The 25,623-nt window shown below is 41.5% G+C and carries 14 protein-coding genes and 2 pseudogenes; 10 read left to right on the top strand and 6 right to left on the bottom strand.

Going from position 1 to position 25,623, the window contains the following annotated elements; all coding sequences use genetic code 11:
* Positions 1-2: 2 nt before the first annotated feature.
* From ACQ93I_RS04155 to purL, 4 genes and pseudogenes are all read left to right on the top strand, one after another.
* A pseudogene (locus tag ACQ93I_RS04155) lies at positions 3-773 on the top strand (endonuclease I family protein); the annotation flags it as partial.
* Between the two features lie 69 nt (positions 774-842).
* Positions 843-1,298: pseudogene (locus tag ACQ93I_RS04150) on the top strand (fibronectin type III domain-containing protein); the annotation flags it as partial.
* A 9-nt stretch (positions 1,299-1,307) separates the two neighbouring features.
* Complete coding sequence (locus ACQ93I_RS04145; RefSeq protein ID WP_431697410.1) at positions 1,308-1,847, top strand: lamin tail domain-containing protein; 540 nt, start codon at positions 1,308-1,310, stop codon at positions 1,845-1,847.
* Between the two features lie 131 nt (positions 1,848-1,978).
* Positions 1,979-5,659, top strand: a complete 3,681-nt coding sequence (gene purL, locus ACQ93I_RS04140; RefSeq protein WP_431697276.1) for a phosphoribosylformylglycinamidine synthase — start codon at positions 1,979-1,981, stop codon at positions 5,657-5,659.
* Positions 5,660-5,719: 60 nt separating this feature from the next.
* On the opposite strand, the gene ACQ93I_RS04135 is transcribed toward purL, so the two are convergent.
* Positions 5,720-6,310 (bottom strand): DUF4136 domain-containing protein, encoded by a 591-nt coding sequence (locus ACQ93I_RS04135; RefSeq protein WP_431697275.1) that lies wholly within the window; start codon positions 6,308-6,310, stop codon positions 5,720-5,722.
* Between the two features lie 204 nt (positions 6,311-6,514).
* Between ACQ93I_RS04135 and ACQ93I_RS04130 the strand changes: the two genes are divergently transcribed.
* The 6 genes from ACQ93I_RS04130 (at position 6,515) to ACQ93I_RS04105 (ending at position 14,111) form a co-directional block, all read left to right on the top strand.
* A complete protein-coding gene (locus ACQ93I_RS04130) occupies positions 6,515-7,693 on the top strand; it encodes an aspartate aminotransferase family protein (protein ID WP_431697273.1) in 1,179 nt (392 codons plus the stop codon).
* Between the two features lie 78 nt (positions 7,694-7,771).
* Positions 7,772-9,547, top strand: coding sequence for an AMP-dependent synthetase/ligase (locus ACQ93I_RS04125; RefSeq protein ID WP_431697272.1), 1,776 nt, complete (start codon positions 7,772-7,774; stop codon positions 9,545-9,547).
* Between the two features lie 147 nt (positions 9,548-9,694).
* Positions 9,695-10,789, top strand: a complete 1,095-nt coding sequence (locus ACQ93I_RS04120) for a GDSL-type esterase/lipase family protein (RefSeq protein WP_431697271.1) — start codon at positions 9,695-9,697, stop codon at positions 10,787-10,789.
* Positions 10,782-11,780 (top strand): L-glyceraldehyde 3-phosphate reductase, encoded by a 999-nt coding sequence (gene mgrA, locus ACQ93I_RS04115; protein WP_431697270.1) that lies wholly within the window; start codon positions 10,782-10,784, stop codon positions 11,778-11,780. Before ACQ93I_RS04120 ends, mgrA begins: the two co-directional genes overlap by 8 nt.
* A gap of 1 nt (position 11,781) precedes the next feature.
* Positions 11,782-13,161, top strand: coding sequence for a sialate O-acetylesterase (locus ACQ93I_RS04110; protein WP_431697269.1), 1,380 nt, complete (start codon positions 11,782-11,784; stop codon positions 13,159-13,161).
* A 59-nt stretch (positions 13,162-13,220) separates the two neighbouring features.
* Positions 13,221-14,111, top strand: a complete 891-nt coding sequence (locus tag ACQ93I_RS04105; protein ID WP_431697268.1) for an SMP-30/gluconolactonase/LRE family protein — start codon at positions 13,221-13,223, stop codon at positions 14,109-14,111.
* 74 nt (positions 14,112-14,185) lie between these two features.
* Here the strand turns inward: ACQ93I_RS04105 and ACQ93I_RS04100 are convergent, their stop codons facing one another.
* The 5 genes from ACQ93I_RS04100 to ACQ93I_RS04080 form a co-directional block, all read right to left on the bottom strand.
* Positions 14,186-15,157, bottom strand: coding sequence for a type I phosphomannose isomerase catalytic subunit (locus tag ACQ93I_RS04100; RefSeq protein ID WP_431697267.1), 972 nt, complete (start codon positions 15,155-15,157; stop codon positions 14,186-14,188).
* 47 nt (positions 15,158-15,204) lie between these two features.
* Entirely contained in the window at positions 15,205-17,358 is a 2,154-nt protein-coding gene (locus tag ACQ93I_RS04095; RefSeq protein WP_431697266.1) for a thioredoxin domain-containing protein, read from the bottom strand.
* A 152-nt stretch (positions 17,359-17,510) separates the two neighbouring features.
* On the bottom strand, positions 17,511-19,019 hold the full coding sequence (locus ACQ93I_RS04090) for a RagB/SusD family nutrient uptake outer membrane protein (protein WP_431697265.1): 1,509 nt from the start codon (positions 19,017-19,019) through the stop codon (positions 17,511-17,513).
* A 12-nt stretch (positions 19,020-19,031) separates the two neighbouring features.
* On the bottom strand, positions 19,032-22,064 hold the full coding sequence (locus ACQ93I_RS04085; RefSeq protein WP_431697264.1) for a SusC/RagA family TonB-linked outer membrane protein: 3,033 nt from the start codon (positions 22,062-22,064) through the stop codon (positions 19,032-19,034).
* A 154-nt stretch (positions 22,065-22,218) separates the two neighbouring features.
* On the bottom strand, positions 22,219-25,530 hold the full coding sequence (locus ACQ93I_RS04080; protein ID WP_431697263.1) for an FG-GAP-like repeat-containing protein: 3,312 nt from the start codon (positions 25,528-25,530) through the stop codon (positions 22,219-22,221).
* Positions 25,531-25,623: the final 93 nt, after the last annotated feature.

Here is a 25,623-nt window from a genome sequence, read left to right as displayed (position 1 = left end):
AGATGAAAAAATCATTTTATTTACCTTTTTTAAGCATTCTTTTTCTGATTGGCTGTAGTTCTGATGATGATGTGAACACACCTATAGATCCAGATCCAGATCCAATAGAAGTAACTCCTTACTACGAAGTTCCTGATGCTCTTGCAGATTACTATGAAGGAATAGACTTCTCGGAAGAAAACGAGGAACTTTATGATGATCTTGCAACCCTTACTATTGCCAAACACAGCAACATGCTCGATTATACAGACAGGCATGATTACCTGTATAAGGCAGATGAAGATCCAAATAACCCAGACAATGTTGTTCTTATTTATACCGGTGAAAGCAGGTATTGGGAAGAATACCTATCTGGAGGCAATACTTATGAGCCCCAAACTTTTAATACAGAGCACGTATATCCACAATCTTTGGTGGATAATACAGCAAAAGGAGACCTACATCACCTTCGTGCAGCAGATGTCCAGGTAAACCAAACAAGAGGAAATTACCCTTTTACAGATGGGGAAGGATCTTTTGAGCTGGTAGACGGGAATAAATTCTTTCCCGGTGATGAATGGAGAGGTGATGTTGCCCGAATGATCATGTACATGAACCTGCGTTACGATGAGCCTTTTAACGAAATAGGTGGCCTGGAGCTTTTCCTTGAATGGAATACCGAAGATCCTGTTTCTGCCTTAGAACTTCAACGCAATGAGGTTATTTATGATGCACAGGGCAACAGAAATCCGTTTATCGATAACCCGCATCTTGCAACAAGATTATGGGGAGGTGACGAAGCTCAAAACCGCTGGAACGGAGAACCTGTAGAGGAAGACAATGAAGCACCTTCTGCTCCACAGGCATTGACAGCTTCAGAAGTAAGTTATGAAACCCTTGATCTAAGCTGGGAAGCAGCTACAGATAATATTGGTGTGGTTAAATATAATATTATGCTGGATGGAGAAAGTGTAACCAGTACTTCTTCGACTTCTACTACACTTGCAGATCTAACTCCCGGTACTACTTACTCAATCACTGTTGCCGCAGTAGATGCAGCCGGAAATGTTTCCGAAGAAAGCGACGCAGTAGAAGCAACCACCAATGAAGATACAGAAGCACCTACCACTCCTGCAAATCTTACTGTTGGCACTGTCACTTCTAATAGTGTAAGCCTTAGCTGGGATGCTTCAACAGACAATGTAGAAGTAATGGAGTACGATCTTTTCCTAGATGGAGAATATAATGCCACTACCACAAATACCGAATTTACTATTGCAGGATTAGAAGCTGAAACTCAATATTCTTTCACAGTACTTGCAAGAGATATTTACGACAATGAATCTGCACAAAGCGCAGCCGTAGAAGCTACGACTACAGAAGAAACCGAAAATGGCGGTGGAACTTCTGCCGAACTTTTCTTTTCTGAATATGTTGAAGGAGGCGGAGTTAATAAAGCTGTAGAAATTGCCAATATCACAGGCGAAGAGGTTGACCTTTCTGCATATTCTATTCAGAAGCAGGTGAACGGAAATGGAGAATGGAGCAATGAATACACTCTTGAAGGAACTTTAGCCAGCGGAGATGTATTTGTGATCAGCAATGGTGGTGCAGATATTCAGGCAATCATTGATGCCTCTGATGTTTCGTTAAGCGGAGCGCCAGTCGATTTTAACGGTGATGATCCAGTTGGATTATTTAAAAATGGCGTTCTAATAGATATGATTGGTGTTGACGGGGACGTTGATTTTGGAAAAGATGTTACCCTAAGAAGAAAATCGACCGTGACCGCGCCAAACACAACCTACACAGAAGATGAGTGGGAAGTTCTTGAAAAGGATACTGTAGACGGATTGGGAACTTACTAGGTCTTAATCTAAACCTGTTAAAAAGCCACAAATTCTACGTAGAATTTGTGGCTTTTTTCATTTTCCACACAATTGTTATCTTCTAAAAAGATGTAAATTTGCTTCTTTACAAACAACACAAAACCCACAGAATGATCCTATTCTTCGGAAACAAGCCTAACAAGGTGTATGCGGTTCAAACCCACAAGTCACTTTCGGCTGAAAAAATAGTCAAATTAAACTGGCTTTTTGGAAACGCTCAATATTTAGATAAATCTGCCCTGGCAGATTTTTTTGTTGGTCCCCGTGCCGCCATGATCACCCCCTGGAGCACAAATGCCGTTGAGATCACTAAGAACATGGGGATTGAAGGCATTCTTAGAATTGAGGAATTCATTGAGGTTGATGACAATTACCACGATTTTGATCCTATGCTTTCACAGCTGTATAAGGGTCTTGATCAGGATATTTTTACTATTAACATAGATCCCGAACCTGTTCGCGAAGTAGAGAATATTGCTGCTTACAACAACAAAGAAGGTTTAGCGCTAAACGACGAAGAGGTAGATTACCTGGAAAAACTTTCAGAAAAAATAGGCCGCAAACTTACAGATTCCGAAGTTTTCGGATTTTCCCAGGTGAATTCCGAACACTGTCGTCACAAGATCTTCAACGGCGTTTTTGAGATAGACGGTAAAGAAAAACCTGTTTCGCTCTTTAAGCTCATCAGGAAAACTTCCGAAGAAAACCCGAACGATATAGTTTCGGCTTATAAAGATAACGTGGCCTTTGTAAAAGGGCCAAGAGTGGAGCAGTTCGCTCCACAGTCAGCAGACAAGCCCGACTTTTACAGGAAAAAAGATTTTGATTCGGTAATTTCCTTAAAAGCAGAAACTCACAACTTCCCAACTACGGTTGAACCTTTTAACGGGGCTGCAACAGGAAGTGGCGGGGAGATTCGCGACAGGCTGGCCGGTGGAAAAGGTTCTCTTCCGCTCGCAGGAACTGCCGTTTATATGACCTCTTACTCAAGGCTTGAAAAAGACAGAGCCTGGGAAGACGCTTTCCCGGCAAGGCCATGGCTTTATCAAACGCCAATGGACATCCTTATAAAAGCTTCCAACGGGGCTTCAGATTTCGGAAATAAGTTCGGGCAGCCGCTAATTGCAGGTTCGGTGTTCACTTTTGAGCATTCAGAAGATAGAAGGGCGCTGGGTTATGACAAAGTAATTATGATGGCTGGCGGAATTGGCTACGGTAAAGCAGAACAGGCGATTAAAGGAGCTCCAAAAGAAGGAGATCAAATCGTGGTTCTTGGAGGCGAGAATTACCGTATTGGTATGGGTGGTGCCGCAGTATCTTCAGCAGATACCGGGGAATTCAGTAGCGGAATTGAATTGAATGCAATTCAACGTTCCAACCCCGAAATGCAAAAACGAGCTGCCAACACCATTCGTGCAATGGTGGAGGCAGATGAAAATACAATTGTTTCCATTCACGACCACGGTGCGGGCGGACACCTCAACTGTCTTAGCGAACTTGTTGAAGACACAGGCGGCAATATCGATCTTGATAAACTTCCGGTGGGAGATCCTACCCTTTCAGCAAAAGAGATCATTGGCAATGAATCTCAGGAGCGAATGGGGTTAATTATTTCAGATAAAGACCTGCAGCATATGCAGAAGATCGCCGAAAGAGAACGAACGCCACTTTACGCCGTGGGTCATGTAACCAATGACAGACAGTTCACTTTTGAGAGCAAGACAAAGGGCGACAAGCCGATGGATCTTGCCCTTGCAGATATGTTTGGCAGTTCTCCAAAAATGGTGATGAAAGATAAAACCATTGAAAGAAAATATGCCGAAGTTGATTACAACCCGAATAACTTTCAGAAATACCTGGAGCAGGTGCTGCAACTTGAGGCTGTTGGTTCAAAAGACTGGCTTACCAATAAAGTTGACCGTTGCGTAACCGGAAGGGTAGCAAAACAACAAACTGCCGGACCTTTACAGTTGCCGCTTAACAACTGCGGAGTGATGGCGCTTGATTATAAAGGTAAGGAAGGCGTGGCAACTTCAATTGGCCACTCCCCTGTTTCGGCATTGATCGATCCTGTTGCCGGGTCGCGCAACTCTATTGCCGAAGCACTTACCAACATTGTATGGGCACCTCTTGAAAAGGGCTTAAAATCGGTCTCTTTGTCGGCAAACTGGATGTGGCCGTGCAACAACGAAGGTGAAGATGCAAGGCTTTATGAAGCTGTGCAGGGAGTATCAGATTTTGCTATTTCCCTCGGGATAAATGTTCCTACCGGGAAGGATTCCCTTTCTATGAAACAGCGTTATGAAGACGGAAACGTTCTGGCGCCGGGTACGGTAATCATTTCGGCTGCGGGGCATTGCGACGAGATCACAAAAGTAGTTGAACCCGTACTTCAAAAAAACGGTGGCGCCATCTATTACATCAATTTTTCACAGGATGAATTTAAATTGGGAGGTTCTTCTTTTGGGCAAATTCTGAATAAAGTTGGATCCGAGGCACCTACGATTAAAGACAATAAACATTTTGCTGCCGCATTTAATACTGTGCAGGAGTTGATAAGGAAAGATTTGATCCTGGCCGGTCACGATGTGGCTTCGGGCGGATTGATCACAACCCTTCTCGAAATGTGCTTTGCAGATGTCGATCTTGCAGCAGAATTTAACCTCACTAAACTTGGGGAAAAAGACAGCGTGAAAATGCTATTTTCGGAGAACTCCGGAATTGTGTTTCAGGCAAAAGATGCTTCCGTAGAAGCCATTTTAAAGGAAAAAGGAGTAGCATTCTTTAAGATTGGAAAAGCCACTGAAGGTAAAACCCTAAAGATCAAAAACGGAGATCAAACCCTGAAGTTTGATATTCCGAAGCTACGCGATACCTGGGGCCGTACTTCATTCCTGCTTGATGAGAGGCAGAGTGGAATAGACAATGCTACCGAACGATATAAGAATTACGCAAAACAGCCGCTGCACTTCAAATTCCCGGAAGGTTTCAGTGGAAAATTACCGGCCTCCCCTGGCCCCTCCAAAGGAGGGGAGTCGCGAATTAAAGCGGCGATCATTAGAGAGAAAGGCTCAAATTCTGAAAGAGAAATGGCGTATGCCATGGATCTTGCCGGCTTTGATGTGAAGGATGTTCACATGACCGACCTCATCTCAGGCCGTGAAACTCTTGAGGATATACAATTTATTGCTGCAGTAGGCGGGTTCTCAAATTCAGATGTGCTGGGAAGTGCCAAAGGCTGGGCCGGCGCTTTCTTATACAATGAAAAAGCAAAAGCAGCTCTAGACAATTTCTTTGCAAGAGAAAACACGCTTTCCCTGGGAGTTTGTAATGGTTGCCAACTGTTTATGGAGCTTGGTTTGTTACATCCAGACCACAAGGAGAAGCCAAAAATGCTGCACAACGAATCCCATAAATTCGAATGTAATTTCACCTCTATGGAAATTGCTGAAAATGATTCGGTGATGATGCACTCTTTATCGGGTACCAGACTCGGAATATGGGCGGCCCACGGAGAAGGGAAATTCAGTTTCCCGTATGAAGTGGAGCGATATAAGATCATTGGAAAGTACGGCTATGAAACCTATCCTTCAAACCCCAATGGTTCGCACTACAATACCGCTATGATTGTGAGTGACAATGGCCGTCATTTAGCCATGATGCCGCACCTTGAACGCTCTACCTTCCCGTGGAACTGGGCACATTACCCAAAAGACCGGCAGGATGAAGTTAGTCCCTGGATAGAGGCTTTTGTCAATGCCAGGAAATGGCTTGAAAAGCAGGAGAATTAAGCATAAAAAAAGGTCCGGAAGAAACTCCGGACCTTTTTTTTTAATCTTGGATTACAAATCTTAGTTGTTGATTGGATACTCTTCAAAAATGGCATTTACGAGATCCCTTATTCCCTGAATATTGCTTTGGCTGCTAAGGCTCTCTGATGCCACACCTTTCCAGACTGTATTTTTTGTTTCGCGGTCTACAAGATTAATAACCACGGTACCTTCTTCATATGCATAAGTATCGATATCGTAGCCAACAATATTATTGTATCCGGCATATCCGCCGTAGTAGTAGTTATTGTAAAGCGGGTTTATTGTTCTCACGCCAGTGGTGTAAGGATAAGTAGCATAAACAGCGTCTGTTGTGGTTTCTACTTCAGTATCTGTTTCGGTACTTATAAGAACAAGTAAATCTGGATCTTGACGATCAAGGTTGTATCCTGCTTCCCTCATGTTCATATTTACCGCCTCAATTACAGCCCGGTTCACATCTTCAGAATCCATTGGCAGGTTTTCGGCACTAACGTTAGAATTGGGTAAATATGCAAAAGAGTCATAATTACCGAGATCTTTTGAGGTGGTTTTTTGGGTTGCCACTCTAGGGCCACACCCCAGAATAAATGCTCCTATTAATAAGAAAACAATAAGATTGAGTTTTTTCATAGCTGTTGATTTTTGTTTTTTACTTCTTTCTTTTCAATTTAAACATTTAATCTTCTGTATATTAGTCATTTAACTGAATTATTACATTTTTAACCCACTTGGAGGATTATTTCTTCGGAAAATCACAAATCAGGTGCAGGCATTTCACCTTTCTATAACAGAATTTCGGCTGATGATTCTTAACTTAAGAGGAAAAACCGAAGGATGAATAACACAGATAAAGACGAACCGTATTTTGGACGCGGGAATCCTGCTATGCAACTGGAAGTTGTAAAAGCAAAGGGCAGCTACGTCTATGATGCTAACGGAAAGAAATATGTGGATTTTCTGGGAGGCGCCGGAGTCGGAAATCTTGGCTGGGGCGTTGAAGAAATTGAGGAAGCCATTCGGAAGAAAGACCGTCCGGCTTACGTTTATCCTAACTTTCACTACAAGCCGTGGAATGAACTGGCTGAACTTTTGGCTGAACTGGCACCCGGAAAACTTCAGAAAGCCTACAGGATGACAGGAGGATCGGAAGCTGTGGAAGCCGCTCTTGAAATGGCCACCATGTACACCGGCAGAAAAAAGATCCTCTCCGTTGAAGGAAGCTACCACGGGAATACGGTGGGCGCTTTAAGCATAGGCGCTACAAAAAAGCGAAGATCTTTCCCGAATCTTTTAGAAGGGTGTGAAAAACTGGAACTGCCGCTGAACCAGGAAAAACTGGACCGGGTGAAAAAACTGCTTTCAACAAAAGATTTTGCGGCAGTCATTATGGAACCCGTCATCATCAACCTCGGCGTAGTAATTCCCGAAGCTGAATTCATGAAAGACCTTGACAAAATTTGTAAAGTAACAGGCACATTGCTGATCATGGATGAAGCCATTACAGGTTTTGGAAGAACCGGAAAAATGTTTGCTTCTGAACACTTTGATATTGAACCCGACATCTTGTGCATGGCTAAAGCCATTACTGCCGGACATGCCGGAATGGGCGCAGTAATGACCACATTGGCCATTGATGAAAAAGTGGGTAGAAAAATTGGATTATATTCGTCTTATGGATGGCATCCAATTTCGGTAGATGCATCTCTGGCGGCGCTCAACTACCTTCAGAAGAACGAAAAAAGACTTTTCGACAATATAGAACAGCTCGCAAAAACCTTCAAAAAGGGCATTTCCGAAGTAAATTTTAGAGAAAAGCCCGACGTGCGAATTAAGGGCGCTGCTATTGGTGTAGAGGTTCACGATAAAGATTATGCCTCAAACATAAAAGAAAAAGCCCTTGAGAAAGGCCTGTTAATGAACACCGAGGGTGCTGCCCTCCTGTTTCTTCCTAATTTCGAAATGACCAGTGAAACAGCTCTCGAAGGGCTCGATTTATTAAAATCCTGCGTCTAAATATGAGATTTTGTAAATTTTATTTGAAATAGATGCTTCTTTTGCTATTTTGCACAGACTATTGTAACAAATCAATAAATGATTGAAATAAAAAGACTTTTTGACTTTCCCTATTTCCAATTAGAAAACGCACCACGGGAAAAATCCCTGGTCACCAAGTATAATGGGAAATGGGAAGCCCTTTCTTCTCAGGAATATGTAGACCAGGCCAACGCCATGAGCCGCGGATTGCTACGACTGGGCATTCAGCCCAATGATAAGATCGCAGTGATCTCGACCAGTAACCGGACTGAATGGAACATAATGGACATTGGGATCTTACAGCTGGGTGCCCAAAATGTACCTATCTACCCTACCATTTCTGAAGAAGATTATGAATATGTGCTCAATCACAGTGAGTCTATTTATTGTTTTGTATCAGATAAAGAGATACTTGACAAGGTTAATACCATTCGCAGTAACACACAATTAAAAGGTGTTTACACCTTTGATGAAATTCCCGGAGCCGATAACTGGAAAGAAATCCTGAAAATGGGGGAAGACCAATCTAATCAGGATGAAGTTGAGGCGCGAAAAAAGGCAGTTAAAGAAGATGATCTTGCAACGCTGATCTATACTTCGGGAACTACCGGAAGACCAAAAGGGGTAATGTTAAGCCATAAGAACATTGTTAGCGATGTACTGCTGAGTTCAGACCGCGTACCATTCGAGTTTGGAACCTACACTTCTCTCAGCTTTCTTCCCGTATGTCACATTTTTGAGAGGATGATCCTCTACCTCTATCAGTACTACAGCGTTTCTATTCATTTTGCTGAATCTATAGACAAGATAAGTGACAACCTGAAGGAGGTGAAGCCACATGTGATTTCGGCTGTACCAAGGCTGCTGGAAAAGGTGTACGACAAGATCATTGCAAAAGGATCTACCGTGGGCGGTGTTAAGCAAAAGCTTTTCTTCTGGTCAGTTGAACTTGGCCTTGAATACGAGCCTTACGGAGCTAATGGCTGGTGGTATGAAACCCGACTTAAGATTGCCAGAAAGCTGGTGTTCTCTAAATGGAAAGAAGGTCTGGGTGGTAGAATTGAACTTATTGTATCGGGAAGTGCGGCACTGCAGCCAAGACTTGCCCGCGTATTTGCAGCTGCAGGAATCCCGGTGATGGAAGGCTACGGCTTAACCGAAACTTCTCCTGTAATTGCTGTTAATGACCAAAGAAACCACGGTTTCAAGATTGGAACGGTAGGGAAAGTCCTTAAAGATGTAGAGGTAAAGATCGCTGAAGACGGCGAGATACTTTGTAAAGGACCCAATGTAATGATGGGCTACTACAAAGAACCTGAGAAAACAAAACAAGCTATTAACGGGGACGGATATTTTCACACCGGAGATATTGGAGAGCTTGACAGCGAAGGGTTCCTGAAGATCACCGACCGCAAGAAGGAGATGTTCAAGACCTCTGGCGGAAAATATGTTGCACCCCAGGTTATAGAGAACCAAATGAAGCAGTCGCGTTTTATTGCTGAATTAATGGTGATTGGCGAGGGTGAAAAAATGCCAGCTGCACTCATACAACCCGATTTTGAATTTGTTCGGGAATGGGCAAAAAGAAAACACATAGAAGTAGGCCCGAGTAATGCCGATCTTATTCATAACGAAGAGGTTAAAAAACGTATCCAGGAGGAAGTAGACTTTTACAATCAAAAGTTCGGAAGCTGGGAAAAGATCAAAAAATTTGAACTTACACCCGATGTTTGGAGTATTGAGAGCGAACACCTCACTCCTACCATGAAGCTAAAACGCCGCAACATCATAAAGCTTTACCAGGACCTTTACGACGGCATCTACGAGAGGTAGCATTAATTATTTAAAAAATACATTCAAAATGTCCGGGGGTAAATTTACCCCCGGACATTTTTTTTAAAATAATATCAGAATTTGAAAGAATCGGTAAATAAGGATCTGCAGGAAAACCGTAAATTAGGGTCTCCAAAATAGCAAAAAATGCGCCTCCTTATTTTATTTATTACAGCTATTCTTTTCAGCAGCTGCAAAACGGAACAAGAACTTCCCAAAAACAAATTTTTTGAACCTCAAAATGAAAGCTTTACCTACTCCGGCCGCATCTTACCATCGAGTGAAGGCACAAAGCTCATTGCTTCGGCTTCTTCAGTAAAAGCAGATGTTTATGGCGACACGGTTACCATTTTCATGAAAAGTGACGGTGCAGAGCACCATTACGTAGCGGTAGAGTTGAATGACGAGTACAAAGGCCGCTTCAGGATTACCAAAGACAGCCTCAAATTCCCACTTCCGAAGAAAGATTCAGCCAATACCCTGGCCATCTACAAAGAAACTGAAGCCTCTAACGGCCTTTTAATCTTCAATGGCCTAAGAGCACAAAAGATCGAAAAAACTTCCGAAGAAAAACGCGCAAAGATCGAGTTTATAGGCGATTCTATTACCTGTGGAATGGGCGCCGATACCAGTGAAATTGATTGTGAAGAAGGAGAATGGTATGATCAACACAGTGCCTACATGGCTTATGGGCCACGTGTGGCACGAATGCTTGATGTAGATTTTGAAGTAAACTGCGTCTCGGGCATGGGCATGTACCGAAACTGGAATGACGAAGACCAGCCTGTAATGCCGCAGGTTTATCCTTACCTGCACCTTAACGGGGAACAGGGTAAACGGGCAGAGATCAAAAAAGATGATGTACCAGACATTGTAAGTATTGCCCTTGGCACCAATGATTTTTCTGTGGGAGATGGAAAAAAGGAACGTCTTCCGTTTAAAGAAGAGAGCTTTAAAGAGAACTACATAGGTTTTATCAAAGCCTTGTATGAGGTCTATCCCGATACTCAAATTGCGCTTATCTCCAGCCCAATGACCGGGGAAAAAGAAGGACAGGAGCTAATAAGGATTCTGAAAGACATTAAAAATGAATTCCCGGACAGGTCTATTGCTGTCTTTGAGTTTGAAAAAATGAATGCTTCAGGTTGCACCGGGCATCCTGCCCTGGAAGACCATGAACTTATGGCTGAAAAACTTCTGCCTTTTTACCAAAAACTTCTTAATAAAAACACACATGAATAAATATACCGCCGCCGAAGACCGCTATGAAAAAATGATTTATCGCCGCTGCGGCAAAAGTGGTATAAAACTGCCGCTACTTTCCCTTGGCCTGTGGCACAACTTCGGGAATACCACCAGCTTTGAAAATTCACGACAGCTGCTGCGAACAGCTTTTGACAACGGAATAACACACTTTGACCTGGCTAACAATTACGGACCTCCATACGGTTCGGCAGAAACCAATTTTGGCAAGATCTTCAAAGAAGATTTTCAGGCGTATCGCGATGAGCTGCTTATTTCAACCAAGGCCGGCTGGGATATGTGGCCGGGGCCATACGGCAACTTCGGGTCGCGCAAATATCTTATTGCCAGCCTGGATCAATCTCTCAAGAGAATGGGACTGGATTATGTGGATATTTTCTATCATCACCGCCCCGATCCTGCCACTCCACTTGAGGAAACTATGGGAGCGCTGGATCAAATCGTGAGACAGGGAAAAGCCCTATATGTGGGCGTTTCACAATATTCGGCAGGACAAACGGCAAAAGCAGCAGAAATTCTCCGGAACCTGGGTACGCCATTTATTATACATCAGCCCCGCTACAACATGTTTGACCGGTGGGTTGAAGATGGCCTTTTAGACACCCTCGAAAAAGAAGGCCTGGGCAGCATCGTCTTTTCTCCCCTGGAGCAGGGCATTCTTACCTCCAAATACCTGGATGGTATCCCTGCCGATTCCCGGGCAGCAATTGAAGGCGGTTATCTCGACAAAAATAAGATCACTCCCAGACTTTTAGAACAGGTGAAGCAGCTCAATGAAATTGCTCAAAACCGCGACCAGTCCCTTGCACAAATGGCTATAGCCTGGCTGTTAAAAGATGATAGAGTCACTTCAGTTTTAGTGGGTGTGAGTCGCGTTTCACAACTTCAGGATAATATCGACGGTTTAAAAAATTTCGATTTTACTAAAGAAGAACTCGAAAAGATTGAAACAATCTCAAAAAAAGAATAACATGCGAATTTTAATTTTACTCATAGCTATCTTCTTTATGGCCCCTGTTGACGCTTTCTCGAACATCTCACTACCTTCAGTATTTTCAGACAATATGGTGCTACAGCGCAATTCGGATGTAAAAATCTGGGGTTGGGCAAAACCGGGCGAAGTGGTGAAAATTTCGACCACCTGGGCCGGCGAAACGCTTCAAACTACTGTAGGGAAGAATGGAAAGTGGGAGATCATGCTCCCCACTCCCGATATTAGAGGTCCGCAGGAAGTGAGCATTACAGGTTATAATACTGTAGTACTCAAAAATGTGCTTTTAGGAGAGGTTTGGCTGGTGAGCGGCCAGTCTAATATGGAATGGACTGCAGCTGCCGGAATAGACAATGCCGAAGCTGCTATTGCAGATGCAGAGAATGACCAGATTCGTTTCTTCACGGTGTTGAATAGAACCGCCTCCTGCCCTCAACAGGATCTCGACGGAAGCTGGGTAGCAAGTACACCCGAAACTATGAAATACTTTAGTGCAGTGGCTTATTTCTTCGGAAAAAAGATCAATAAAGAACTTGGTGTACCGGTGGGACTTATAAACTCCAGCTGGGGCGGTACTCCGGCTGAAGTATGGATGCCTTCTGAAGTAATAGAAAATAGTGAAGAATTGACTGAAGCAGCCAAAATACTCCCCAATACAGAATGGGGACCACGGGATCCAGGCTTGCTCTACAATGCAATGATTGCCCCATTGGTACCATTTGAACTTGCCGGTGTACTGTGGTACCAGGGAGAATCAAATACAGATAACGCCGATCATTACGAGCAAATATTTTCGGCGCTTATCAATTCCTGGCGTCAAAAATGGCATAAAGAACTTCCGTTTTTCTATGCCCAAATTGCACCTTATGGGTATGGTGACAATTTTTGGGGAGTGAAAGTGAGAGATGCCCAGCGCAGGGTGCTTAAAATGCCAAAAACCGGGATGGTTATGACCAGTGACATTGGAGACATTAAAGACATTCACCCGCGTAACAAAGAAGATGTGGGGCTGCGCTTTGCCGCACTCGCACTAAATGATGTCTACGGAAGAGAAACCGCTGCACATGCCCCGCTTGTTTCAGAAATTAAAAAGAATAAAAATAAGCTTAAGATAACCTTCAGTAATGCCGAAAAATTAAGCCTGGATAAAGAAAATCAGGCCTCTCAATTTGAAGTAGCAGGAAAAGACGGAAATTTTAAGCCGGTAAAATTCAGCATTAAAAACAATACCATTGAATTGAATGTGAGAGAAATAAAAGACCCTGTTGGAGTCCGCTATTCATGGCGCAACACCGGCACTTCAAATATTTTCAATGAAGCAGGCTTACCAGCCTCCAGTTTTGCTGAAGAAATTGAGTAGGATTACAGCAGAATCTTGAAAAACATTTACCTTCACAGCGTTCAAATTAAATATAGTTAATGAAGATTCTCTACACTTTTTGTGCTGTAATTATCATGTTCAGCATTTCAGGAAAAGCCCAGGAAAACAATTTGATTGCCGAAGGTGCCGAACTAAAACTCGTGGCCGATGGTTATGAGTTTACTGAAGGGCCTGCTGCCGATGCCCAGGGCAACGTTTATTTCACCGATCAACCTAACAACAAAATTTACAAATGGTCTGCAAATGACGGCCAGGTCTCGGTTTTCATGGAAGAATCGGGTAGAGCCAATGGTCTCTACTTTGATGCTGAAGGCTATCTTTATGCTGCAGCCGATAAATATTCGGAACTATGGCAAATAAGCCCCAACAAAGAAATAAAAGTGCTGCGGGATAATTTTAGAGGCCAAAGGTTAAACGGCCCCAACGACCTTTGGGTGGCGCCGGATGGAGGAATATTTTTAACCGATCCTTTTTACCAGCGGTCTTACTGGAGTCACAGCAAACAACCTATAAAAGAGCAACGGGTCTATTACATGACTCCCGATAAAAAGGGCTTTTTTATGGCTGCAGACAGTCTTGTAAAACCTAATGGCCTTATTGGAACTCCCGATGGTCAATCTCTTTACGTGGCCGATATTGAAGACAACAAAACCTGGAAATACAGTATAGGGAAAGACGGAAAATTAGAAAACAAGACGCTGTTCACCGAAATGGGATCTGACGGTATGACCATAGACGAGCAGGGTAATGTCTACCTCACGGGAGACGGCGTAACGGTTTTTAACGGTGCCGGAGAAAAGATACTTCACATTCCCGTAAATAAAGAATGGACAGCCAATGTCACTTTTGGCGGAAAAGACAGAAAGACCTTGTTTATTACAGCAATGGATTCTCTTTTTAGCCTGGAGATGAACGTAACCGGGAAATAAATTAATTAGGTGACTAACAAAAAAAAACTCTTCAAAAATGACATTTTTGAAGAGTTTTTTTACTGTAATTCAATTTATTGAACAAAAACCTCGAGCAGCTCTACGCCTTCGGAAGTAATTTGCACCTCCTTAACTTCTGCCGGAATAAGTAAGGTTTGTCCCTGAACTATTTTTTCAGAATTTCCACTGACACTAATTTCAGCATCACCACTAACACACATGTAGATGACGAATGAATCCAGTTGAGCGTAATCTTTTACAATCTCCCCTTTAACCGGAAGAAAATTGGTAGTAAAGTATTCACAGCTGGCTATATTGGTAGAATGATTTTCTTCTCTTTTATAAGTCCTTTTAAAATCATCTTTTTTCTCGAAGTCTATCGCATCAAGAGCAAGATCGGTGTGCAGTTCGCGAGAATTACCTTCAGCATCTACCCTGTCCCAGTCATAGATCCGATAAGTAATATCGGAAGTCTGCTGAATCTCTGCCAGAAGGACCCCGGCACCAATGGCATGAACTTTCCCTGTATTGATAAAAAATGAGTCGCCTTTTTCTACTTTTTCAAAGTTCAGCAATTCGGTGATCTTCCCGGAGTTGAGATGTTCCAAATATTCTTCTTTGGAAATGCTCTTTTTGAAGCCCACATTGATCTCTGCTCCTTCATCGGCTTGCATGATGTACCACATTTCGGTTTTTCCGAAGGAATTGTGGCGTTTTTTGGCGATATCGTCATGCGGATGCAGTTGTACTGAAAGTTCGGTTTTGGCATCAATGAATTTGATCAAAAGCGGAAATTCAGCTCCAAACTTTTTAAAGTTCTTCTTGCCTAAAAGTCCTTCTTTATACTCCTCTAAAAGGGCATTTAGTGTTTGCCCTTTTAGAGCACCATTTTGTACTACAGAAATATCGCCTTTCACACCCGAAATTTCCCAGCTCTCACCAAGGTCTTCCCGATTGGAATCTTTATTTAATATGGTTCTTAACTTATTACCACCCCAGATCTTTTCTTTCAGGATGGGTTCGAATTTTATAGGATAATTCAGCATTTATAGTGGGTTAGAAGTTGTAAAGATAAGAACGAATTCAGGAAAAATTAATTCCAGATACTAATCTTTTCTTCCCTGCCAGTACGGTAACTCTCAATTATATGAATAGCTTCTTTTACCAGTGAAACAGGATATTTACAAGTCTTATTCTGGCAAACGTAGATCAAGGTCTTCCCTTCAACAAGTTTTTTTTCCAGGAGTGGTAAATTTTCATTTTGGCCTCCCATAAAAATAGAGGTTGGTAAATATTCCCTTTGCATACTTATATTCTTTTGCCGGGCATCTTTGCCTACAATTGCAACCTCATAGGCGCCAAAAGCTTTGGTACCAATTAATTTTGTCCAGTTTGCATAAAATGAGGGATCTTCCACAACGAGATTGTACATTTGCCCCAACATCTCCTCACTCATGGTTAAGTATTCCTGATTTTCCAGGAGCGTTCCTAAAACAAAGAGATTATGTGCCATAACGGAATTGGATGAAGGCATCACGTTGTCATCAAGTTCAAGTTTCCTTGCCACCAGATTCTTATCATTATCTGAAGTATAAAAGAACATGCTGCTTTCGTCATTTTTAAAATGTTCGATTGCATAAAGCATTAGTTTTTCTGCCTTTTCAAGCCACTGAATATTAAAGGTCACCTGGTAAAGATTTATATAAGCCCTGCTTAAAAAGGCATAATCATCGAGAAAAGCGTTTATCCCGCTTTCTCCATCTATGTAGCTCCTATATAAACCTGAATCGGACCTAAGCATTTTGTCATCTATGAATTCGGCACATTTAATAGCATTTTCGAGGTATCGTGGTTCCCCAATAGCCAGAAAAGCATCGAGATAAGCATCTACCATAAGGGCATTCCAGGAGGTGAGGGATTTATTGTCAACAGTAGGTTGATTCCTGCCCTGTCTCGACTTGAAAAGCTTTTCTTTCGCAGTAGCCAGTGTAGAAGTAAATTCATTATTTGACATTCCTTCTTTCCGGGTGAATTCTTCAGGAGAAAACTGGCGAAAAAGAATATTGTTACCCTTTTCCCAATTTCCGTAAGGTTCGATGTTATAGAATTTGGTTACCAGCTCAAGTTCAGAAGTATTTAAGACGTTTCTCAGTTCGTCAATGGTCCAGATGTAATACTTACCTTCTTCCCCATCTGTATCTGCATTTAAAGAGGAGTAAAAGCCTCCCTGTCCATTTGACAGCTCTCTTTCTACAAATTCTATACTCTCTTCTATAACTGCTTTATATTCATTTGAAGGAGTTACCTTATAAGCTTTAGAGTAAACACTGATTAATTGTGCGTTATCATAGAGCATTTTTTCAAAGTGCGGGATCAACCATTCCGGATCTGTAGTGTACCTTGAAAATCCACCTCCCAGTTGATCATAAATTCCTCCCCTGGCCATTTTATCCAGGGTGGTCTTAACCATTTGCAATACTTCTTCATCTTGTGTAAGATAATAATGCTGCAAAAGTGCATCCCAGTTTACCGGTAATGGAAATTTTTGTTCTCCCTGGTACCCGCCTTCTTCTGTATCAAATCTTGGCTTCCAGCTTTTCAATAAAGTGAGATAATCGGTCTCAGTAATATTATTTTTTTGAGTTTCAAGATCTGTTATGCTATTGGTACTTTTAATTCCTTCAGTTAAAGCATTAGCAGTTTCTACTAATGATTGTTTATCTTCCTTGTAAACTTTCGTGATTTGAGTTAGCACACTTTTCCATTCTTCAGGTGGGAAGTATGTTCCCGCAAAAAAAGGTTTTCCATTAGGAAGTGCCACTGCGTTTAAAGGCCATCCACCATTACCGTTCAAAAGTTGGGCAGCATTCATGTAGATCTTATCAATATCTGGCCGTTCCTCTCTGTCGATCTTAATTGAAATAAAGTCCCGATTCATAATCGCTGCGACGCTGGAATCCATAAAACTTTCCCTTTCCATTACATGACACCAGTGACAGCTGGCATATCCCACGCTAATTATTATAGGTTTATCTTCGGCTTTTGCTTTTTCAATGGCTTCATCTCCCCATTCGTACCAGTCTACAGGATTGTCTGCATGGCCTCTCAGGTAAGGGCTACTAGCCCCTGCGAGACGGTTCTCTTTAACCTCCTCTTCTTTTGGTTCGTTCTTACAGCCCGTGGAGAAAATAATCGTACAAAGTAAGCCGGTTAACAGCGGAAATCTGATTTTTTTTAGGAATATCATTGCTATGTAAAAGATTGAATAGTATAAATATATGGGGTTTTCAACAACTTTGAATGAATACCTGGCAGATTGACAACGGTAAACATAGATATCATTAAATAAAAAAACCCCTTCAAGTATATTGAAAGGGTTTTTCATTTAAAAAAGGCTAATTAGAATCCCGGATTTTGATCTTCCTGGGTTATGTTATCATTAGACGAAATTTCATCATTGGGTATTGGCCAAAGCTCATTCTTACCTGCCTGGAAACCATATTGCCCAAGATAATCTGCAGCAAGCCCCCATCTTACGAGGTCTGGAAAACGCACCTGTTCCCCGGCTAATTCTACCAGTCTTTCCTGAACTATAGCATCAAAAACTTCTTGCTGGGAAAGGGTCAAAGGCAGAGGATCTAACTCAGCTCTTTCTCTTACCTCATTAATGTACCCTATGGCAGTTGCCTGATCTTCTACGATATTAGCAGCTTCAGCCATCATAAGTAGCACATCGGCATAACGTATCACTTTGAAATTGATTCCGGAAGCCTGATCTTCATTAACATCTTTATAATAATTCTGATATTTTCTCCAGGCTGCCCTGCGTTCAAGAGGTATGTAAATCTCGTCTTCAGGAACCGGTTCCGGAATGGGCCCTGAACGGATAATACTTTCACCTGCCCAGGAATCTCCATCGGTATAAAAGGTTTCCTCAAACCTGATATCCCCATCTTCATATGCATCAAGAAGAGCCGGTGAAGGATAAGCATTGAACCAATCATTAAATCCATACTCCTGGCCACGGAAGGTAACCTCATTGGCATCTTCCCCGGAAGAGTTGGAATTCCACACTGCAGAATTACCTAAATCGTCATCAAATTGAACTTCAAAAATAGATTCTGGTCCAAATTCATTTTCTTCAGTGAAATTATTAAAGTAATCGTCTTCAAGAGAATACTTCCCATAAATTTCATTAAAAGCATTTAAGGCCTCCTGGTACTCTTCCTGATACAGGTGTGCCTTCCCTAAAAGGGCATAAGCAGCACCATTGGTAGCTCTACCCTCCTCTGCGACCTCTTTGCTAAGAAGAGATTTGCTGGCATCAGTAAGATCTGCTTCAATTAATGCATAGACATCTTCTTTTGGAGAACGAGGAAAACCATCACCTCCTTCAGGAACCGTAGTAATAAGTGGAATATCCCCAAAACGGGTTACCAACATGAAATAATATAAAGCTCTCATGTATTTTGCTTCTCCAATGAATTTCGCTTTTTTCTCTTCGCTTAAAAGCGAAGATGGAATTTCATTGATCCTTTCTTCATTCCCAATCACAAAATTGGCTTTGTTTATCCCGCGGTAACAGGAATCCCAGTACCAAGCGATTGGAGGATGACTTGCATCAAAAGACCATTCAAGATAAACTCTTTTATCTGCTTCCAGTTGAGGGTTCCCCAAAGCTTCGCGAGACATGAGATCCATTGCGAAGAAATAAGTTCTGGTGTACAACCCTATGGTTTGCAAATTTGCATATACAGCATTTACAGCCGACTGCACCTGAGCTTCTGTCCTGAAATAGGTTTCAGGGGAAAGTCCACTCGGGTTTGTTAATTCAAGATCTTCTTCATCACATCCATTTATAGCGAATACTGTGATAAAGACTGTTAAAAGTATTTTTATTCTTTTCATAATTGCTCTTTTTTAAAATCCTAATTGAACACCAAAAGTTATTGAAGTTGGCTGGGGATATAATCCTCTGTCAATACCAATAGCTCCGGCTCCCTGGAACAATACATTATCAACACCTATTTCGGGATCCAACCCAGAATAATCAGTAAGGGTGATCAGGTTTTGCCCACTCACATAAATCCTAAGATTAGCGACTGAATCACCAAACACATCTTCATCAAAAGTATACCCAATATTTATGTTTTTAAGCCTGGTGTAAGATCCATCCTCTATAAAACGGTCTGAAGCATAGAGGTTTTGAGGAGCACCCAAAGCACGAGGAATCGTATTTGAGGTTCCTGGCCCAGTCCATCTATCCAGGACAGCTACGCCGCTGTTGAAAAGTCTTGGCATACCTTCAAGGTCATATATATTGGTATTATAGATATCCTGTCCATAAGCTCCCTGAATAAATATGGAGGCATCAAAATTCTTATACTGGGCACTTAAATTAAGCCCCATAGTAAGTGTTGGATAAGGATTACCTATTACGGTTTTGTCGTCAGCTGTGATATTACCATCTCCGTTGATGTCCACAAAACGGATATCTCCTGGTTGTATAGCGGTTTGCTCTGGATTCGCTGTAAATACTGCATCAACTTCGGCCTGGTTCTGATAGATACCATCGGTCTTTAAACCATAAAAATGAAATAAAGCTTCTCCCGGGGCAATCCTGGTAAGATATTCGTTTTCAAAAAATCCTCCTGGAACTTCAGATAGGTTTCCAATTGAAAGCACCTCATTTTTGCTGGTTCCCAGATTTAAATTAGCAGACCAGGTAAATTCACCTTCATAATCATTGTAGCCAAGATCGGCCTCAAAACCCTTTGTTTCCACAGAACCAACATTGGAGGCTATAGTAGGAACATTATAGCCTAAACTAAGCGGCAATGGTAATTCATAAAGAAGATCATCACTACGGTTACTATAATATTCCAGGGATGCGGTAAAAGTATTATTAAAGATACCAATGTCTACCCCTATATTTTTCATAGTTACCTCCTCCCACTTCAAATTTTGGTTTCCAAGACCTTCAGCTGTAGTACCCTCAACGGCTGCAGTTTCAATTGGGTAAAGAAAACTTGTTACCAGGGATGTAGAATAACGATAGTTCCCAATAAGGTCATTACCCGTCGTACCCCAACTTCCGCGGATTTTCAGGTTGTTGATGTTTGAACCTTCCATGAAACTCTCCTTAGCCACATTCCATCCTGCAGCAACAGACCAGAAATCACCCCAACGATTATTGGCACCAAAGCGTGACGAAGCATCTCTACGGAAAGATCCCGCAAGTAAATATCTTTGATCATAATTATAATTCACACGACCTAAATATCCAATCCTCCTGTATTCGAAAGACTCTGAAGACAATCCTGCCTGGTTTAATGATAACTCCTCTACCTCATCGGTAATATTATTCTGGCTGCTTGCATCAAGACTCTCACCATCAATTCTTTGATCTTCTGCTAAAACGAGAATTTCAAAATTGTGCAAATCTGCAACTTCGAACTTATAGTTTAAACTATTGGTAAGGGTTAAGGATTGATTGGTACCACTGTTTTTAGTGATTTGCGCATAATTAATTGCACCAGTTGATCCATCGCTGTCATCATCAAAAGAAGGAATAAAAATGTTATTATTATACTTATAGTAATCTAAACCTGCCTGACTTTTAAAAATAAGCCCGTCAATTATTTCATATTCCGCAAAAAGGCTTCCTAAAAGAGTAATTCCTTTATTTGCAGCGTTTCCTAAAGTTTGCACCCGAACCGGGTTTGCAGCATCCTGACCATCTATTACAGTGTTGGGACCCTGAAAACCACCCCTGTTGTCCTCATTATAAACAGTTAAATAAGGTGCCGATTTTATAGCGTGTTCCAAAACAGATCTTCCGCCATCTGATCTTTCAGGATTTTGAACAGTAATAGCTGTATTTAATGTTTGTCCCAAACGCAATTTCCCAAAAGTAAAATTACTATTAGATCTAAAATTAAAACGCTCGTATTCGGTTTCTATAAGAGCTCCTTCCTGATTCAGGTAGCCACCAGAAAACCTGTAATTACTGTTCTCATTACCTCCGGAAAGACCAAGTGTAATACTTTTAAGAATTCCAGTTCTAAAAATTTCATCCTGCCAGTCCGTTTCATTATCAAGAAAATCTGAATATTGTGGATCTGTAATACGCGGCGGAACAGTTTCTGAAATTTCCCTGGCGTACTGTATGTATTGATCTGTATTTAGAAGATCGTACCTATTTGAAAGAAATTGTACTCCAGAATAAACATCAAGACTTAACTGTGCTTTATCGGAAGCTCTTCCCGATTTTGTGGTTACCAAAACCACACCATTTGCCCCTCTGGAACCATAAACAGCAGTAGTTGAGGCATCTTTTAAAACCTGTATGTTCTGAATGTCATTGGGATTAAGACTACCCAATCCGCCTGCTATAACACCATCTATAACATATAGTGGGTCGTTGTTGTTAGGTGTAGCAAGCCCTCTAATCCTTACTGCAGGAGAATTCCCTGGCGCACCAGAGTTAATAACGGTTACACCTGAAGCCCTACCCTGCAAGGCCTGCTCTGCAGTGGCTACCGGCAGGCTGTTTATCTCTTCTGTATCTATACTGGAAATAGCTCCAGTGACCTCAGCTCGTGATTGCGTTCCGTAACCTACTATTATTACATCATCCAATGCCTGTGCATCAGAAACCATATTAACATTGATAACAGATCTGTCGTTTATGGCTATTCTTTGAGTTTCAAAGCCCACATAGCTAAAAATCAGCCTGGCATCTGGACCCGGGTCATCATCCAATTCAAGAGTATAATTTCCATCAAAATCTGTAACTGTTCCAGTGGTCGTTCCCTCAAGAACCACGTTTACACCGGGAAGAGGACCGGTTGCATCAGTAACCGTTCCTGTAATGATCTCCTGGGCCGGCATAAATCCAAAGCACAGGAAGCATAGAAAGAACAGGCTACTTTTTAAACGATTTCCTATCATATTAATTGGTTATAAGTTAGTTATGGATAAATGTATAAAAAACATTTCCAATTCGCAATCGATTTCGGAAAAACTTTAACAAAATAATAAGAATTATTTTGTTAATCTACTCTTAAAAAGGCCCTCAGTCTTGTAATGGCTTCTAAAAGGTATATTAATTATTTAATGAAACGAATTGTAAAACATCATCATTTTTTATAGCCAGGATAACATTTTTATTACCAACTTTCATCCTCAACATATCTTTCACGTCACCTGGCATAAACAAACCACTTTCTGAAGCAGTGGCTTCTTCAAAATTACCCGTTCCATCCCCCTTCAATAATAATCCATAGCCGGCATCATTCCTTGTTGTCTCTACTTCAGACCAAAAAAGGTTACCCGCGATCAAAGCATCAAGGTTCCCATCTTCATCATAATCATCTATAAGAATTTGATTTATGGAGGAAATTTGAGCCCCAGAAGGAAGCTCATGCCGCAAAAACTTTCCGTCCCGGTTTTCGAGATAAACACTTGAAAAAGATTTCACCTGGTAATGAAGGGAATTATCCAATTCCTCTTTAGTATAGACATCCTCCAAAGTTGCGGTTGAGAAAGACTGATAGTCGGGAAATTTACTCTTAATCCCGGGAATCTGCTGCGAAGAACATTGCCGCCCCCGTAAAGGAAATTTTTTCCCGTCATTGTAATAACTCAGTACAATATCCTGTTTGTTGTTCTGGTCAAAATCATTAAAGTAAATGTCGAAAGTTTCTTCTTCATTAGCTTTATATTTATAGTTCTGGCCAAGATTACCCACCATAAAGTCAAGGTCTCCGTCATTATCAAAGTCTCCCGATTTGACACTCCACCACCAGCCTGCAGTATCTGCCAGCCCCAGTTTTTCTGATATTTCTGTAAAGCCCTTTTCTGAATTTTTGAAAACCCGAATGGGCATCCATTCTCCCACTATAACTATGTCTTGCCATCCATCCTTATCAATATCTACTACTTCTGCACTCGTTGCCATCCCCAGGGACTGAAATTCCGGAGCAATATTTTTTGTGATGTCCCGAAATTTCGCTTTCCCATTTTCACCTATATTTTTCAAGATGTAAGACTTGGCCGGCAAAGGATAATTTCCTGGAACCAGGCGTCCCAATACCAGCAAATCCTGTTTTCCGTCCTTATCAAAATCGGCTTGATATACTCTGGAGCCACTGGTTCGCATTTCTGGTAATGCTGCTTCATCTCTGTGAAAGTTACCCTTACCGTCATTTATATACAGCCTGTCCTGCAGAAATTCTGAATCGGGTTTAAATTCATTTCCACCACTTACCACATAAATATCGTTGTGACCATCTTCATTAGCATCAAAAATCAATGCCCCCAGATCTTCATATTTTTTATCTATCTGAAAAGCTGAACTGCTCTGTTTCTCAAAACCTGTGGCAGTTTGAAAATACAAACCGGCTTCAAAAGTAGAAGCTGCCCCAATAAAGAAATCCTCTTTCCCATCTCCATTTAAATCCCCAACGGCAGCACCCGGTCCAAATGTCGAAGTGCGATGAGGTAAAAGGACCTCTTTATCAAAATCGTTATACTCATTTTCAACATGTTGATATTTTGGAAAAGAGACAGTATCCCTCGTGGTCGTAAAAAGAAGGTCTCTCTCTGAAAAAACTTCTTCTCCTTTTTCTGTTGCATTTGAATAATTAAAAGTCAGCCTTTGATTGGCTTCAACATCCTTCATAGTTTCAGCTTTACCATCAGGCCAGACGATTCTAATTTCATCAACAACATCAGCTTTTGCGAGTCCGAAGTGTAGCAGAGGAGCTACAGAAGACTGAAAGCCTCTTGTGAGAGTGAGTTCCTGCATTTGTTCAACTCCATTAGCCTTAACGTAAGCCCTGGTTCCTAATCCAAAAGCGTTATTTTCACCACCTTTAAATACTACCTGCACATAATTGTTATGATTTGAACTTGAATTTTGAAACAGGGAGGCCTTGTCATCGAGGTTATTGGTAACAATTTCCAAATCCCCATCATTATCCAAATCTGCATAGACAACTCCATTGGACCAGCCTTCATATTCTATTCCCCACTTTTTATTGGCTATTTCAAAATTTAGATCCCCATGATTCTGAAACATGAAATTATCTATTTTCTCAGAAGGAATCGCAAGGCTTTTTTCCAGCTGGTCTTCTACCACCCGGGTGTCCTTCAGGTTATTGAAGTAATCATTATTATTGATCTCCCTTCTTGTTCCATTACTAACAAAAAGATCTTTATGTCCATCATTATTAAAATCGGCAAATAGAGGCCCCCAGCTCCAGTCTGTAGAAGAAGATCCTGTTATACGGGCCAGGTCAGCAAAAAATGGATTATCATCTTCAAAAACTCCGGTGTTGGTCTGCAACGTATTCTGCATGTACTGGTAATGAAAACCAGATTCAACTGTGCTCCAAAACAAATCGGGATTCATACTTGCCATATTGGCCTTCTTCCGCCGGTTATCTTTTGCCGACATATCTACCTGATAGATATCAAGATTCCCATCGTTGTTATAATCGGCAATATCTACACCCATTCCGAAGAAAGAGGTGTGCGAAGTGGCCTTTTTGACTACCTCCCTAAAAGTACCGTCTCCATTGTTCATATATAAGAAATCTGGAGAGCTAAAGTCATTGGAAATGTAAATGTCTGGCCAGCTGTCATTATTAAGATCGGCTACAGTCGCAGACAGGGATAATCCGAAGCTTCTTACCCCGGCCTCATCTGTAACATCTGTAAACCTGCCACCGTCATTGCGCAATAAATGATCTGATTCCAAATCACTTACATTCTTCATTTTATACTCGTAGATGAAATTTGGAGAATCAAATCTGGTTGGGGGATAATTGGCAATGTAAGCATCGAGATCCCCGTCCTTATCATAATCAAAAAAGGTTGTCTGCACACTATTCCCCGGATCGTCAAGTCCATATTCGCTGGCTTTTTCCGCAAAAGTCCCGTCACCATTATTGATAAAAAGCTGATTATTCTTAGGCTCAAACTTCCCACCTACAGATAGATATATGTCTAAATAACCATCTCCATTAACATCGGCCATGGTGACCCCTGTATACCAGCGTTCGTCTCCGGCAACCCCGGCAGCTTCAGTTATATCTTCAAATTCAAGATTCCCTTTATTCAAATACAGCTTATTTGGCACCTGATTTCCGGTAAAATAGAGATCCTGCAGCCCGTCATTATTTATATCTCCGGCAGCAACCCCTCCCCCCATATAGATATAGGAATAGCTAAAGTAATTGAGGGAATCACTTTCGGTTAAATTATTACTGAAATCGATTGCGGACTCTTCCGAAGAAACAGTGCGGAAAATTTTAGTTTCAGGAGATTCAGAAGTTGCAACCTCATCCTCTTTTTTACAACTGCTAAGAACAAGTAAAGCAGTAACTACAGATAGTCTAAAAAAAATCTTCATTGAAAATACTATTTTTGGGAGGTATTATTAACATTAAATTAAGATGCAATTTAGGAAATTCCTAATTTTCTAAATAAATATTTCATTTTAAAG

The organism is Salinimicrobium sp. WS361 (assembly GCF_050750585.1).
Taxonomy (GTDB): domain Bacteria; phylum Bacteroidota; class Bacteroidia; order Flavobacteriales; family Flavobacteriaceae; genus Salinimicrobium.
Note: the sequence above shows the minus strand (reverse complement) of the source record. Positions and strands in the feature narration are given on the sequence as shown.

Coding starts and splice junctions, on each gene's coding strand:
- purL (WP_431697276.1), top strand. CDS start 1,979: ATGATCCTATTCTTCGGAAACAAGCCTAACAAGGTGTATGCGGTTCAA.
- ACQ93I_RS04135 (WP_431697275.1), bottom strand. CDS start 6,310: ATGAAAAAACTCAATCTTATTGTTTTCTTATTAATAGGAGCATTTATT.
- ACQ93I_RS04130 (WP_431697273.1), top strand. CDS start 6,515: ATGAATAACACAGATAAAGACGAACCGTATTTTGGACGCGGGAATCCT.
- ACQ93I_RS04125 (WP_431697272.1), top strand. CDS start 7,772: ATGATTGAAATAAAAAGACTTTTTGACTTTCCCTATTTCCAATTAGAA.
- ACQ93I_RS04120 (WP_431697271.1), top strand. CDS start 9,695: ATGCGCCTCCTTATTTTATTTATTACAGCTATTCTTTTCAGCAGCTGC.
- mgrA (WP_431697270.1), top strand. CDS start 10,782: ATGAATAAATATACCGCCGCCGAAGACCGCTATGAAAAAATGATTTAT.
- ACQ93I_RS04110 (WP_431697269.1), top strand. CDS start 11,782: ATGCGAATTTTAATTTTACTCATAGCTATCTTCTTTATGGCCCCTGTT.
- ACQ93I_RS04105 (WP_431697268.1), top strand. CDS start 13,221: ATGAAGATTCTCTACACTTTTTGTGCTGTAATTATCATGTTCAGCATT.
- ACQ93I_RS04100 (WP_431697267.1), bottom strand. CDS start 15,157: ATGCTGAATTATCCTATAAAATTCGAACCCATCCTGAAAGAAAAGATC.
- ACQ93I_RS04095 (WP_431697266.1), bottom strand. CDS start 17,358: ATGATATTCCTAAAAAAAATCAGATTTCCGCTGTTAACCGGCTTACTT.
- ACQ93I_RS04090 (WP_431697265.1), bottom strand. CDS start 19,019: ATGAAAAGAATAAAAATACTTTTAACAGTCTTTATCACAGTATTCGCT.
- ACQ93I_RS04085 (WP_431697264.1), bottom strand. CDS start 22,064: ATGATAGGAAATCGTTTAAAAAGTAGCCTGTTCTTTCTATGCTTCCTG.
- ACQ93I_RS04080 (WP_431697263.1), bottom strand. CDS start 25,530: ATGAAGATTTTTTTTAGACTATCTGTAGTTACTGCTTTACTTGTTCTT.